10 protein-coding genes are annotated in these 14,789 nt (G+C 61.9%); 5 read left to right on the forward strand and 5 right to left on the reverse strand.

Annotation, left to right across the window (positions count from 1 at the left end):
• Positions 1-202: 202 nt before the first annotated feature.
• Entirely contained in the window at positions 203-4,753 is a 4,551-nt protein-coding gene (gene gltB / locus BLW62_RS12710) for a glutamate synthase large subunit (RefSeq protein ID WP_175459740.1), read from the forward strand.
• A gap of 41 nt (positions 4,754-4,794) precedes the next feature.
• Here the strand turns inward: gltB and BLW62_RS12715 are convergent, their stop codons facing one another.
• On the reverse strand, positions 4,795-5,397 hold the full coding sequence (locus BLW62_RS12715) for a peroxidase-related enzyme (protein ID WP_090507378.1): 603 nt from the start codon (positions 5,395-5,397) through the stop codon (positions 4,795-4,797).
• Between the two features lie 183 nt (positions 5,398-5,580).
• Here BLW62_RS12715 and BLW62_RS12720 point away from each other — a divergent pair, with 183 nt between their 5' ends.
• On the forward strand, positions 5,581-6,642 hold the full coding sequence (locus tag BLW62_RS12720) for an NAD(P)-dependent glycerol-1-phosphate dehydrogenase (protein ID WP_090507379.1): 1,062 nt from the start codon (positions 5,581-5,583) through the stop codon (positions 6,640-6,642).
• 63 nt (positions 6,643-6,705) lie between these two features.
• Here BLW62_RS12720 and BLW62_RS12725 read toward each other — a convergent pair whose 3' ends face one another.
• The gene (locus BLW62_RS12725; protein ID WP_090507380.1) at positions 6,706-7,731 is read right to left on the reverse strand and encodes a lysylphosphatidylglycerol synthase transmembrane domain-containing protein; all 1,026 of its coding nucleotides are present in this window, start codon (positions 7,729-7,731) and stop codon (positions 6,706-6,708) included.
• A gap of 168 nt (positions 7,732-7,899) precedes the next feature.
• Between BLW62_RS12725 and yqeC the strand changes: the two genes are divergently transcribed.
• The 3 genes from yqeC to BLW62_RS12740 all read left to right on the forward strand — a co-directional run bounded on the left by yqeC (position 7,900) and on the right by BLW62_RS12740 (position 11,554).
• A complete protein-coding gene (gene yqeC / locus BLW62_RS12730) occupies positions 7,900-8,628 on the forward strand; it encodes a selenium cofactor biosynthesis protein YqeC (protein WP_090507381.1) in 729 nt (242 codons plus the stop codon).
• 201 nt (positions 8,629-8,829) lie between these two features.
• Positions 8,830-9,228 (forward strand): hypothetical protein, encoded by a 399-nt coding sequence (locus BLW62_RS12735; RefSeq protein WP_076581238.1) that lies wholly within the window; start codon positions 8,830-8,832, stop codon positions 9,226-9,228.
• 196 nt (positions 9,229-9,424) lie between these two features.
• Complete coding sequence (locus tag BLW62_RS12740) at positions 9,425-11,554, forward strand: hydrogenase iron-sulfur subunit (RefSeq protein ID WP_090507382.1); 2,130 nt, start codon at positions 9,425-9,427, stop codon at positions 11,552-11,554.
• Positions 11,555-11,675: 121 nt separating this feature from the next.
• Here BLW62_RS12740 and BLW62_RS12745 read toward each other — a convergent pair whose 3' ends face one another.
• From BLW62_RS12745 to BLW62_RS12755, 3 genes are all read right to left on the reverse strand, one after another.
• Positions 11,676-12,440 carry a hypothetical protein gene (locus BLW62_RS12745; protein WP_090507383.1) on the reverse strand — a complete coding sequence of 255 codons (765 nt, stop codon included), beginning with the start codon at positions 12,438-12,440 and terminating at the stop codon, positions 11,676-11,678.
• Between the two features lie 488 nt (positions 12,441-12,928).
• Positions 12,929-14,416 (reverse strand): geranylgeranyl reductase family protein, encoded by a 1,488-nt coding sequence (locus BLW62_RS12750; RefSeq protein WP_090507384.1) that lies wholly within the window; start codon positions 14,414-14,416, stop codon positions 12,929-12,931.
• Positions 14,417-14,544: 128 nt separating this feature from the next.
• Positions 14,545-14,733 carry a hypothetical protein gene (locus BLW62_RS12755; RefSeq protein WP_090507385.1) on the reverse strand — a complete coding sequence of 63 codons (189 nt, stop codon included), beginning with the start codon at positions 14,731-14,733 and terminating at the stop codon, positions 14,545-14,547.
• Positions 14,734-14,789: the final 56 nt, after the last annotated feature.

The following is a 14,789-nucleotide window of genomic DNA, read 5'->3' on the forward strand; positions in this document are numbered from 1 at the left end:
TCTGATTGTCTGCTCACAGTGGTGGAGAAGTGTACAATATCTAATACGGGTAAACGGACCGCACTGAGTCACCCGGATTGAGTGGTCAGTAACCAACGATAAATCGTGATGATCGATAGACCTTATATCCGATAATATGTGTATATAATACACTTAGCCATTATGGAGTAGCCTCATATAGCAGTTTTCGCTACTGGAGTGTATGCCACAGCCACAGATAGCGTCATCCACCGAGCGTTCACAGGGGCTCGCAGACCCTTCGGACGAGCGGTCGAACTGCGGCGTCGGCGTCGTCATGGACCTCACTGGGGATGGGGGTCACGACGTCGTCGCTGACGGACTCGAACTACTGCGGAATCTCGAACATCGAGGGACGACCGGCGCAGAGAAAAACACCGGCGACGGGGCAGGAATTATGCTCCAGACGCCTCACGCATTCTTCGACGACGTTCTCGAAACGACGCTCCCCGACACCTATGCGGTCGGTTCGCTCTTTCTTCCACGAGACGACAGCGCACGCGAGGAAATCGTCTCGACCGTCGAAGAAACGCTCGAGACGTACGGTCTTGAGGTCCTCGAGTGGCGAAACGTTCCGACCGACAACGCCGACCTCGGCGCAACCGCCGTCGAATCCGAACCCGACGTCAGGCAACTCGTCGTCGCACCCGTGGACGATATCGGTAGCGACGATTTCGACCGACGCCTCTACGTCGGACGGCGCGCACTCGAGACGGCGGTCGACGAGAGCGATATCAACGGCAACGACCGATTCTACGTCTGCTCGCTCGATTCGGACACGATCGTCTACAAGGGCTTGCTCAAGGGCGTGCAGGTCCCATCGTACTATCCAGATCTCACCGACGACCGTCTCGAATCGACGTTCGCGATGGTCCACGAGCGCTTCTCGACGAACACGCTCGGTGCCTGGCACCTCGCACACCCCTACCGAAACGTCATCCACAACGGCGAGTTCAACACCATTCAGGGCAACATCAACTGGATGCGCGCCCGCGAGACCGACATCGAGAGCGACGTCTTGGACGATCTCGACGCCGTTAAGCCGATTATCGACGATCCGGGGCAATCTGACACCGCGAGCGTCGACAACGCGCTCGAACTCCTCATGCAGGACGGCCGGGACCTCGAGCACGCACTGCGGATGCTCGTTCCCGAAGCCTGGCGCGGTGACGACGCGATGGATCAAGATCGGAAGGACTGGTACGACTTCCACGCCTCGCTCGTCGAGCCGTGGGACGGTCCCGCACTCGTCGCGGCAACCGACGGCGAGCGCGTCGGTGCCGTCCTCGACAGAAACGGTCTCCGACCGTGTCGCTACGACGTGACGACCGACGACCGTCTGATCATGGCGAGCGAAGCCGGTGCACTCGAGCCCGAACCCGAGGAAATCAAAGAACGAGGGCGACTCCAGCCCGGTCAGTTGTTCCTCGCCGACCCGAACGAGGGACGCGTCATCCCCGACGACGAAGTCTTCGAGGATCTCACCGACGACCGCTACGGCGAGTGGGTCGAGCAAGAGCAAGTCTCACTTGAGGAGATTCGGACGGCCGACGACAGCGAACCTCGCCAGCCAGTCGATGGCCTGCGAGACCAGCAAGCCGCCTTCGGCTACACGCACGACGAACTCGAGAACATGATCGAGCCGATGACCCAGAAGGGGAAAGATCCCGTCGGCTCGATGGGCGACGACACGCCGCTGTCCGTGCTCACCGAGTTCAACCGGCCGCTGTTTTCGTACTTCAAACAGCTCTTCGCACAGGTCACGAACCCGCCACTCGACTACATCCGCGAAGAACTCGTGACGAGTCTCGAGAGCCGACTCGGCTACCAGCGAAACCTGCTGACCGAATCGCCCGAGCACGCTCGCCAACTCGTCCTCGACTCGCCGATCCTGACCGATTCCGAACTCGAGTCGATCCGGGAGTGTGAGACGAACGATATTACGGCCGCAACGATCGACATCACTTACGAACGGGCGAGCGAGGTGCCCGGACGCGACCTCGAGGCTGCACTCGAGCGCGTCCGTGAAGACGCCGTCGAAGCCATCGAATCGGGACACGACGTGCTCGTGTTGTCCGACCGAAACGTCTCCGCGGACCGAGCGGCGATTCCGAGCTTGCTCGCGACCGGTGGCGTTCACCACCACCTCGTGCGCAACGGCCTGCGAAATCACGTCGGACTCGTCGTTGAGTCCGCCGACCCACGAACCGTCCACCACTTCGCGACGCTCGTCGGCTACGGCGCTGGGGCGGTCAACCCGTACCTCGCCTACCAGACGATCGACGACCTCACCGCCGGCCCCGACGGCGCGGATACCGAGGTCGCCATCGACGCCTACGTCGGTGCAGTCGAAGACGGCCTCCTAAAGATCATGGCCAAGATGGGGATCTCGACGGTCGAGAGCTACCAGGGCGCACAGATCTTCGAGGCCGTCGGACTCGACTCTGACCTCGTCGCCGAGTACTTCGAGGGAACCGAAAACCGAACCGAGGGAATCGGACTCGTCGAAATAGAGGCAGACGTCCTCGAGCGCCACGACGCGGCATTCGCCGAGGACGAGTCTACCCTCGACCGACAGGGCGAGTTCGAACACCGATCCGATGGTATCACTCACCAGTGGAACCCACAGACCGTCGGCGCGCTCCAACAGTCCGTTCGCTCGAACGACTACGAACGCTATCAGGAGTTCGCCGAACTCATCAACGACCAACAACAGGACCTCCAGACGCTTCGCGGATTGCTCGAGTTCGATTCCGATCGAGACTCGGTCCCCATCGAGGACGTCGAGCCGATCAAGGACATCGTCCAGCGCTTCTCGACGGCGGCGATGAGTCTCGGCTCGCTCTCGCCGGAAGCCCACGAGAACAACTCGATCGCGATGAACCGAATCGGCGGCAAGTCCAACTCCGGTGAGGGCGGAGAGCCACCGGAACGCTTCGACACCGAACGCGAGTGTAACGTCAAGCAGGTTGCCTCCGGGCGATTCGGCGTCACCTCGACGTACCTCTCCTCGGCGGACGAACTTCAGATCAAGATGGCCCAGGGTTCCAAGCCCGGCGAAGGTGGCCATCTTCCCGGCGAGAAGGTCAACGAGATGATCGCCCACGTCCGGAAGTCGACGCCCGGCGTCGGCCTCATCTCGCCGCCACCGTTGCACGATATCTACTCGATCGAGGACCTCAAACAGCTGATCTTCGATCTGAAAGCGGCAAACGAGGAGGCGGACATCAACGTCAAACTCGTTTCCGAGGCCGGCATCGGTACGGTTGCCGCCGGCGTCGCGAAGGCGAACGCCGACGTGGTCCACATCTCGGGTCACTCCGGTGGCACTGGGGCCTCTCCGCGGACCTCGATCAAGAGCGCTGGACTCCCCTGGGAACTCGGCCTCGCGGAAGCCAACCAGATGCTCTGTCAGACCGGCCTTCGCGGCCGCATTCGCGTCTCCGCGGACGGCGGGATGAAGACCGGACGGGACGTCGCGGTCGCCGCTTTGCTCGGTGCCGAGGAGTACATTTTCGGGACGTCCTCGCTCGTCACGGGTGGCTGCGTGATGGCTCGGCAGTGTCACAAGAATACCTGCCCGGTCGGCGTCGCGACCCAGCGCGAGGACCTGCGCAAACGGTTCCCCGGCGAACCCGAACACGTCATCAACTACATGACGTTCATCGCCCAGGAACTGCGCGAGATTATGGCCGAACTCGGATTCCAAACGGTCGACGAAATGATCGGCCACGTCGAGGTGCTCACCCAACGCGAGAACGTCGAGCACCCGAAAGCGCGCAAGGTCGACCTCGCTGCGGTCCTCGCAGATCCCGGCAGCGACGTGCGCCGGAAGATCCGCGAGCAAGATCACGAACTCGAGGAGCAACTCGATCGCGACCTCATCGAAGCGGCAGCGAACGCTATCGAAAACGAGGAGCCAGTGACGCTCGAGACAGAGGTTTCGAACGTCGATCGAACTGTCGGTGCGATGCTCTCCAATCGCATCACGAGTCGGTACGGCGAGCCCGGATTGCCAGCGGATACGATCACGGTCGACGCGGAGGGGACGGCCGGACAGAGTTTCGGTGCGTTCCTCGCGAGTGGCGTCTCGATGCACCTAGACGGCAGCGCGAACGACTACGTCGGCAAGGGCCTCTCCGGCGGAAAGATCACCCTCCGAACGCCGGAGACGGCGACTTACGATCCGGCCGAAAACATTGCGATCGGTAACGTCGCACTGTACGGTGCGACCGACGGCGAGTTGTACGTCAACGGCGTCGCCGGCGAACGATTCGCGGTCCGCAACTCGGGGGCCAAAGCCGTCGTCGAAGGCGTCGGCGATCACGGCTGTGAGTACATGACCGGCGGCGTCGTCGCCGTGTTGGGCGAAACGGGCACGAACTTCGCGGCCGGCATGTCCGGCGGCGTTGCCTACGTCTACGACCCCGACGGCGAGTTCGCCGACCGCGCGAACACTGGGATGGTTTCGCTCCACGACGAACTCGAGGAGAAAGACGAGGAGATGCTGCGTCGCCTGGTCGAGAACCACGTCGCCTACACCGGTTCCGAGCGAGGCGACCTCCTCCTCGAAAACTGGGAGCGCACGCTCGAGGCCTTCGTGAAGGTCATGCCAGAAGCCTACCACGAAGCGATTACCGAGCAGGGAAGTGACGACGTTCGCGCCGAACTGCCTGGCACGCCCGAGGCCGGAATCGAAGCCGAGTCGGCTAATTACGCTGCAAGCGACGACTGATCGGTAGCGTCGATCGTTTTCGACTGTTTTTGGTCCGAACGTTACTCACGTCCCAGCGTATGGAACTCGTCGTTCGGTCGCATCTCCGCGAACATCGCCAGTCGATTGCTCAGGTTGTAGAAGGCCGTGACGGCACCGATATCCCAGATCGCCTCCTCGCTGAACCCCGCCTCGCGAAGGGCCTCGAGATCCGCTCGCTCGACGTCGGTCGGTCGTTCGGTGAGTTTCACGGCGACGTCTAACATCGTTCGATGCGCCTCGCCGATATCTGCGGTCCGATAGTTGGCGACGAGTTGATCGGCCAGCAGCGGGTCGTCAGCGTAGATTCGAACGAGCGCGCCGTGGGCCACGTTACAGTAGTAACAGTGGTTGACGCCGGAGACGGCGACGACGATCAGTTCTATCTCCTCGCGCTCGAGGGCGGTGTCTTCGACGAGCGCGTCGTGGTACTCGAAAAAGGCCCGAAAGTGTGAGGGCTTGTACGCCATCGCGGCGAAGACGTTCGGCGTGAATCCCGCACGTTCCGTCTCGTCTTCGATGCGCTCGCGGAGGTCGTTCGGGAGGTTCTCGAGGTCGGGAACGGGGAAACGGGCCATCGCATCGTCGTTCAGTACCGGATCGTCGGTGGTTTCGTGTTCGGACATAGCTACCAATTCACAATGGAGGACAATAACTCATGGTGGGCGATTGGTCGGTCGATAGCAGGGTTGCCACCGCGTGGACGACCGACTCGGTGCTCGAGGGCGACGGAACGGTCAGTTGAATCGACGCGCGATCTGACCCGCCGACAGGAAAAACACATAGCCCACCGGTGAGTTAGATGGCGTATGTTCGAGAAGTCGACGTGGATTCGCCTGCCGCGAAACGTCGTCGTCGGTCATGGCGTCATCGATCAGGTCGTCGACGTCGTCGACGAGTTACACCTGCAGGGTCGCCCGCTGTTCGTCACGAGTCCGACCCCGCGCGAGGTCGCCGCGGATCCGATCGCCGCGCAGTTCGAAGCCGCGGGCATCGATCCGGTAATCGTCACGGTCGAAACGGCGTCGTTCGACGCCGTCGAGCGCATTATCGAGACGGCCGAGGCGGAGGAGGTGACGTACCTCGTCGGGATCGGTGGCGGGAAGGCGATCGATATCGCCAAGATGGCGAGTCACCACCTCGAGATGGGCTTTTGTTCGGTTCCGACGGCGGCCAGTCACGACGGAATCGTGAGCAATCGCGGCTCGGTTCCGGACGGCGATACGCGCCACAGCGTCGCAGCGAAGCCGCCACTGGCGGTTGTCGCCGACACGAGCGTGCTGGCGCAGGCACCGTGGGAGTTGACGACGGCGGGGTGTGCCGACATCATCTCGAATTACACCGCGGTGATGGACTGGCGGCTGGCGAAGCGGCTCAAGGACGTCGAGTACTCCGAGTACGCCGCAGCACTGTCAGAGATGACGGCCGAGATCCTCGTCGGAAACGCCGACCTCGTCCGCCCCGGCATCGAGGAGTCGGCGTGGATCGTGAGCAAGGCGCTCATGTCCTCGGGCGTCGCGATGAGTATCGCGGATTCCTCGAGACCGGCAAGCGGTGCAGAACACCTCTTTTCGCACCAACTCGATCGATTGGAGCCAGACGCCGCGCTCCACGGCCATCAAGTCGGCGTCGGATCGATCATGACGGCGTACCTTCACGGCGGCGAAGACGGCATCTGGCGAGACATTCACGACGCACTCGACAGCATCGACGCGCCGACGACGGCGGCGGAACTCGGCATCGACGACGAGACCGTTCTCGAGGCGCTAACGACCTGTCACGAGATTCGCGATCGCTACACGGTACTGGGCGACGGGATGAACGAGCGAGCGGCACGCGAAGTCGCGACGGTGACGGGAGTAATCGAGTAATCGAGTGAGAGTGAGAGAGGGTCGTCGGTCGGTGAGAAACTCGAGTTCCGAACCGGTGTCGGGTCAGTACTCTTCCATCCAGGTCCCCTTTGGGCCGGAAATCGTGAGGTGGATCGCAGCGATTCCGCCGATTCCGAGGTGGAGCCAGTACGTCGTTACTCGGTAGAGAATCGCCGCGGCAGTCGCCGTATCGCCGGCGATGCCAACGACGCCGACGAGCAAGCTTGCGAGGACGACTTCGATTCCGCCGGTTCCGCCGGGGAGGGGCACGATACCGCCCAACGAGGCGAGGGGCGCACAGAGAAGGGCGACCGCGACCGGTGTGTCGACGCCGAGTGCGAGCAACGAAAAGTAAAGCGGTAACGCGTTGAACACCCACCCAACGATGGCGATTGCGATAGCGACCCCGAGTGTTCGACGAGACGCCTGCAACACCTCGAGCGTCTGGAAGAAGCCGCCGATTCGTTCCGTCAACGTTCCCTCGATGGTCGGCACTCGAGGGAGTTTCTCGACGATCGATTCGATCCACGAAGCGAGCGAAATCGAGAGCGTTCGAGCCAGGCCGCGATTGAGCGCGACGATGAATATTCCGATGGCGAGGACGGTGCTCCCGCTGGCGATGGCGATACTCGTCGTGACCGTCTCGGTCGTCCCGATCGTGACGGTGAGCAAGACGAAACCGACGCCCGCGACGACGAGACTCGCGAAAAAGTTGAACGCTTCCCCGACGGCGACGACGGCGAGGTTGTCTTCGAACTCCGAGTCGGAGTTCGTCGCGAGCAGGTACGCCATCACCGGGGTTCCAGTCGACCGACCCCACGGCAGCGCGCTTCGCGCGAAGTATCCCGAGAGAAACGCGCTCACGAAGCCACGGCCTCGAGCAGCGCCGTCGATCGGGTCGAGGAGGCGCTTGACGACGCCAGCGCGAAAGGCGAGCATGGCGAGACCGGTACAAAACGCCCCCGCGAGTGCGCCGGGATGGGCTTCGTGAATGTTCTCGAGGACGTCGTCCCAGCCGACACCGTAGACGAAGAGTGCGACTACCGCTACGGCGACAGCGAATCCAGCTGCCGCACGCCAGCGGCGCATTGTCGAAAGTACCGTGGGGCGGCGGGTTAACGCACGCTAAATCGGTAAGGTTGGCCGTTTGTTGGATCGTAAACCGGTTCGTCGATTTTGTGTCGGCTCGGACGATCAGACGAACCCGATTCGAATTCGAGTGAACACACTCAAGACGGCCGCTCACGACCTTCGTATATGACTCTCGTCGAGGCACTACACGCCGAGGGGAACACGACGTGTGTCGTCGGGGCTGGAGGAAAGAAGTCGACGCTCTACGCACTCGCCGATCGACTCGAGCGAGCGATCGTCACTGCGACGGTTCGCATTCCGCCGTTCGAAGACCACGTCAGCGAAGTTCGGGTTGCCGAACGGCCACTGGAGGCAATGAATTCGAACCCGGCGTGGCCGATCGGACTCGTTCGAGCGCAGGAACGTTCCGATCGGTATCGCGGCTACGAACCCGCAGTGATCGACGAACTCGCCGCCGAGATAGACGACGACGTGAGCGTCGTCGTCAAGGCCGACGGGGCACGAACGAGATGGTTCAAGGCACCCGCGGACGACGAGCCACAGCTCCCGGCGACGGCCGATGTCGTCGTTCCGATCGCGAGCGCGAAAATCGTTGGCGAGTCCCTGGACGACGAACACGTTCACCGACCCGAGCGAGTCGAGAGGGTGACGGGACTCGAGCGAGGCGAGGAAATTTCGACGACGGACGTCGCGACCGTCCTCTCGAGCGATCGAGGCGGGTTCTGTGACGTTCCCGATGGAGCGACGGTGATTCCGGTGATCAACATGGTCGACGATTCGGCACTCGAGGACACTGCACGGGAGATTGCTGGCGAGGTACACGAGCGACGGGACGTGTCCCAGGTTGTGTTGACGTGTCTCCTCGAAGAAGAACCCGTCGTAGCCATCGTCTGAATAGGCTGTGGCGGCCGCTCGAACGATCGTTCCAGTAGCGTCCTCGTCTCGAGCCCGTCAACAGACTCGTGATTGTGTGTGAGCGTCGATTTCTCGGGTAGTACACTCTCGAGTCGATAGGAGGTGAGTGGGCTGGCGAACGGAGCGGTTCGTTTGCTGCGCTCCGTAATGGTCATGTCCGTCCGATAGTAACGGACGGGTATGCAGATGGAACTGCGGGTGTGCAAACAGTGCCATACGGGCGAGCACGGGAACGAACGAAAGACGGCGATTACGCAGGACATGGTCGCCTGTGCCGAACAAATTCGTGAGTACAAAGATATCATCGGCCTCGATGCGGTGTACATTACGAAAGTCGAAGCCGGGGACGCGGGTGGTGCAGAAGCCCTGGACGTGATCGTTGCGGGCATTCAAGACGACACGGTGACGCTCCAGGACACGCAACTGGTAATCGAGGACAACGACGAGAGCATCCTCGTCTACCCGGATCACGACGACATCATCGAGGTGCTGACTCGCAACCTCGATCAGATCAGCGAACAGACGCGTCAAGACGTCTCCGTCGAACTCTCGGCTGAGACGGCGGAGCTAATCACGTAACCCACCCCTGTCCAGCCGGTGGCAACCCTTTGGCGACACTCCCGCCTGGTAGATCGTCCGACCTTCCAATAATAACGATAATCAATCTTTATCATAGAATTCGATGGGTTCAATCGACTTTTAGCCGTAGTGTTGTATAGCTGTTAGTTGGTGATCACGACAGGTTTACAGACCCCCTTTTCCTTATATGCGAGCAATGAACAAGGGTGCGTTTGTGTGTTCCTGTGCTGGAACCTGTGATATCGACCTCGAGGAGGCGCGCGAACAGATCGAGGACGTCGAGGTGGCGGCGAGTTCGCGCTTGCTCTGTCAGGACAAACTCGACGCGTTCGAGACGGTGATCGACGAGTACGAACTCGACGAGATGACCGTCACGTGCCCGGAAGCGAAAGCCCAGGAGAAGATCACGGCGGCAGCCGAGAATCAAGGCCTCTACCCCGAATCCGTCCAGTTCGTCGATCAGCGTGAAGGGGCTGGCTGGGTGCACGACGAACAGACCGCGACGGCCAAAACGGCACGCCTCGTGAACGCGGCGCAGGCCGGCAGCCAGACGGAGTCGCTGCCGCGCTCGAGCATCCACCGAGCGGAGTACGACGTCGTCGTCGTGGGCGACCCGGATGCGGCCGCGGCGATCGCTGACTCCGCGGACGTGACCTTGCTCGCGAACGGCAAAGAGCTAGCCGGCACCGACGCGGACCTCGAGAACGTCGACGTAGAGCGGGGGCGCGTCGTCGACGTCGACGGCACGTACAGTGAGTTCGAGATCACCGTCCGTGCTCGAGTGACGGACGACTGTATCTCCTGTATGAAGTGCGTCCACGAGGGGCCGGACGGAATGGTGACGCGGTACCCAGTCGACATCGATCCGGATGCACCGGTGGGCGAGTGGGTGAACGTTTGTCCGACGGACGCCATCGAGATGGGCGGCGTCGAGCGGACGTTCGAGTGCGACCAGGTGATCTATCCCGGCGGCGACGACGGCACCATCGGTGGGCAACGGGGCTTTCATACCACAGTCGACGCGGCGACGATCGACGAGGTCGAACGCTTACTCGGCGGGTTCGAAGTGCGGGACTTCCTCGACCTCGAGATGGACGTCTGTGCGTCGGGAACCGCCGGCGAGATGGGCTGTAACGAGTGTGTCGAGGCCTGTCCACACGGTGCAGTCGAGCGCGCGGCGATCGACGAGGTCGAGTTCCACCTCGATAGCTGCCAGAACTGCGGTGCCTGTACCAGCGCCTGCCCGACCGGGGCGACCAGCCTCGACGAACCGAGCAACGAGCGGATCGCCCGCGAGGTCGAAGCGCTGCTCTCTTCGGACGACGACGGCGGCTTCGTCAGCGGTCTCCTCGGGGGCTCGAGTGCGAGCATCGAGACACCGATCGTCGCGTTCGTCTGCTCGGAGCAAGCCGGCGACGCACTGCGTGAGTACGGCCGGATGGCGGCGGCGGGACGCGCAGATATCGAGTACCCGCCGATCCTCCCCGTCTCGGTCAACTGCGCCGACACGGTCGGCGAGGCGCACGTGCTCCACGCGCTGGCCGCCGGCGCGGACGGCGTGGCCATCGTCGGCTGTGGCGGCAGTTGTCTGCACTCCGGCCCGGACCCGAAAGCCGAACTCGTCGAGCGAGTAAACCAGGCCACGACGGATCTCGGCCTGGGCGAGCGCGTCTCGTTCTTCGCCCCCGATCCGACCGACCCGGACGCCTTCGTCGAGGAGGTCTCGGAGTTCGCCGAGGTCGAACTCGAGGCGTCGCCGGTTCCTGCCGGCGAGCACGAGGCGACGGGCCAGATCGACGCGGAGCGACCGAATCCCGACTTCGACAACCACGGCTGGGCGCTCGAGAGCGTCCGCGCGATCCTCGAGCACGCGGAGCCACAGCAAGCGGTCATCCGCGGGCTGAAGGACTTCGGCATCGTCGAGGTCGGCGACGGCTGTACGCTCACGCCGACGTGTACGAACTACTGTCCGACCGACGCGCTTCGGCGGACGGACGACGGCCTCGAGTTCAACCACGAGCGCTGTGTCAACTGTGAACTCTGCGAGGAGGTCTGCGTCGAAGGCGTTATCGAGGTCGAAGAGGGCCTCGACCTCTCGCTCCTGCCCGAAAATAGGGACGACGAGGTGGATCCCGCGTGGACTGAGGTCCACGAGGGGACCATGCAGGCGTGTGCGGGCTGTGGTCGGGAGTTCACGAGCGAGGCGACCGTCGCCGCGATCGAAGATCGAATCGGCGAGCGCGTCGCCGAACTCTCGCCGACGGCCGACAGGAGCATTATCGAGTACTGTCCGGAGTGTCGAGCGAACTTGCTCCACGAGCGCTAAACCAGCGACGACGCGAAAACCGAGATCGGCGTCGTATTCTGACTCTGATTCGCCCCCAATTACGAGGAGAGTCACGTCCGTCTGTGTGACAGTTGTGATTGGGACAAATCAAAGAGCTCTCTCAGTCCCCGCCCACGACTTCTTCGTCGGATTCGATTTCGAACGTTCCCTGCCCACCGATCTCGAGGTCGGCTTCCTCGTTGGTAACGGTAATCGTGGCAGTCGCCGTCTCCGTCACGGTCAAGTCTCCCTGCTCTGGGACGACGACCTCGAGAGTAGCCTCTAGCTCACGGACGGTCGTCTCGCCATCTTCCGGCGCTTCGAAGTCGGTCAGATCGATTTCGGAGTGGTCGGCGACGGAGACCGGCTGTGATTCGCCGAACACGTCCTCCCACGTGAAGGCCTCGGACCCGGTCGTTCCCTCGACCTGCTCAGTTCCGGCCGCTACCTCTTCGGACTCGGTCGTTTCGGTTGGCTCCTCGCCGCCGGTCCAGTCACCACCGTCTCCACCGTCCGTGCCCGCGAGGAGAATAGCGAAATCCAGTTCGCGGTCGTCGTCAAATCCGGACCACTCGACGATCAAGCGATTGTCGTCGTCCTCGAGTTCTTCGCTGTCTTCGATTTCGTCGGGGTCACCGAACGTAACCGCGTCGACGGTACCGTCTTCAGTCGTGATTTCTGCCGAGTTAGCGATCCACTCCTCAGGGTTGTCGACGGCGAGCGCTGGCTGGCTACCCCACCACAGATAGCCTAGTCCTGCACCGCTTACACCGGCGGCGACTGCGGCACCTTTTCCGAAGTTGCGACGGGTGAGCATCGATTCGCCCGACGATTCGGCTTCGCTTGCTGACTGTGCGTTCGAACTGGGTGTGGAATCGAATTCCATGATGAACGACCCGACAGGGAATGATAAAGTTATATTTCTACAGGATGAAATAAAGGGTTGGCTACTTCAGTTGTTCATCGACGAACACGGAGGATATGACTCACTGAAATGGAGTACGGTCCGCGAACGTCGGGGTCGATATCCACTCCAGAAGCGATTACCCTCACTCGCCTGAGGACAACTGCCGCGAGACGCAGCGAGCACCGATTTCGATCAGCGCCGTCGTTCGCGACTCCCGCTTTTCGGGTCGACGGTTTCAGCCGGTGCAATCGATGGTTCAGCGGGCGGACAGGCGAAAGGAATTTGCCACGATCGGGGTCGAATCGGACGTATCGTTCGAGTTTCTCGCGGTCGTCGCTCGAAGGCGCTACACCCGCGCTACGCAAATTATGTTAGCCCTACAACAATACTCGCGAGCGAAACGACGAGCGTAACTCGAGTTGCCTCGAGCCAGCGTGTCCCGATCACCCACTCGACCCAGTCGGGTTTCAGTACTTGTGCTCGCTCGAGGGGAGACCGAGGCTCTCGTAAAATTTCAGATCGATGTGGTTGCGCTCGGCGAGCCACCCCTCGAACGTGGAACGATCTTCCGGATAGGACTCGTAGTGGTGTTCGTACGCGGAGACGTAGTTGCGCGTCTTCCGCACGGTGCGGACGGCCTCGAGTAGTTCGCCCGTGCTCACGTCGAGTGCGTCGAAGGTGTTCTTGCGGTACTCCGAAACAAAGTTTCTGAGGACGCCGGTTCCCACGAGAAGTTTGCTCTTGAGACTATCAACTTCCGTCGAGGTGCCGACGATCTCTCGGAGTTCTTTTTCGGGAAGCAACGCAGTGAGCGCCCGAAGGAGGTTTACCTCGATGGAACTCGCGGCGACGTTGTAGGCGTCCCACGATGCGAGTTTCGCGGCTTCACCGTGCTCGCGGAACAGCCAGCGGTTGTGCTCCCAGAGTCCGGCTTCGGAGACGTCTCCGTCTTCGACAGCCTCGGCGGCGGCACGTCCGGCGGAGTAGCCGGAGTACGCTGCTCCACGAATACCTTTGCCCGTTATCGGGTGTGTCGTTCCCGCCGCACCGCCCGCAGCCAAGTAGCCAGGGGCGACCATCGAATCTAGGGGCCGACGGAGCGCAATCGCTGCGCCGAGTTTGTTCGTTTTGCCGAACCGCTCAGCGACTGTTGCACCCTGGTACTCGGGACGGTTCTCGATGTCGCGGCGCAAGCGGTCGGCGAGCGGAATCGGGCTCTTGTTCATCTGGAACCCTAATCCGACGTTGATTTGCGTCGGCGTCCGGGGGAAGTACCAGATGTAACCCATCTCTTCTAAGGGCTTCCCGACGATGGCGTTGTGATACTCGACTGGCTGTTCGGTCTCGATGATCTCGCGGTAGGCCGACCCGAAGTGGGTGTAGTGTGGGACCTCGAACGTCGGCTCACCGGGCGTGTCGAGTCCGTCGAAATCGACCATGTCCTGGAGGATCGACTGCGCGCCTGCGGTGTCGATCAAGACGTCACACTCGTAGGTCACCGGCTCGCCGTCGCGAATCGCCTTGACGCCGGTGACGCGACCGTTCTGGGTCACTTCGTTGACCACCGTGTCGTAGTGTTGCTCCACGCCTCGGTCGGCGGCCTGCTCGAGGAGTCGCTGCCCGAACTCGTAGCGGTCGACGACGTTACTGCCCGTCTCGTAGGGCAAGACTTTCCGCACGCCGAGTTCCTCGTCCCAGTACTCGATCTGATCGATGTTGTTGTCGACGAGGACTGACTCGTCGTCAGCGATAGCGGCCATGTCGATCGGCCCCGGGTAGTGGCCTGGATCTCGAGGACTCTTGATCGCGTCGCCACAGGCGATGAACCCGCCTTGTTCGCGGGGTTTGCGTTCTAGTTGAACGACGTCGATCCCTTCGACCGCCGCTGTGGCCGCCGCAAAACAGCCCGCTATCCCGCCCCCGACAACGATCACGTCATACTGGTTTCGCACCATTTGGTACTGTTCGTGTCTTCGGAAAAGCGGAACGTAACTCTTGCTTTTGCGATAGTGGTGTGAGTGAGCACGCAACCCAACGGTGAACTGGTACGGTCTCTCCTTCGAACGCGACGCGAGTTCACGGGTTACTTGTCCTCGAGTTCCTCGACGCGGCGCTCGAGCGCCGAGATTCGCCGCTCGTAGCCCCGTTTCGCGTCCAGGAAGTTGTAGACGGCGACGACGATCAGCAACGGAACCGCCAGGTAGATGAGTGCCATGCCGAGCAAGACCAGAAGTTCCGGCCCGCCGGGAATGGGAACGACCAGTGGGTGCATACGAAATCGTAGCCGACCAAGAAATATAGATTCTTTGACTAGTCGCGCAGTGACAG

The organism is Natronorubrum sediminis, from assembly GCF_900108095.1.
Taxonomy (GTDB): Archaea; Halobacteriota; Halobacteria; order Halobacteriales; family Natrialbaceae; genus Natronorubrum; species Natronorubrum sediminis.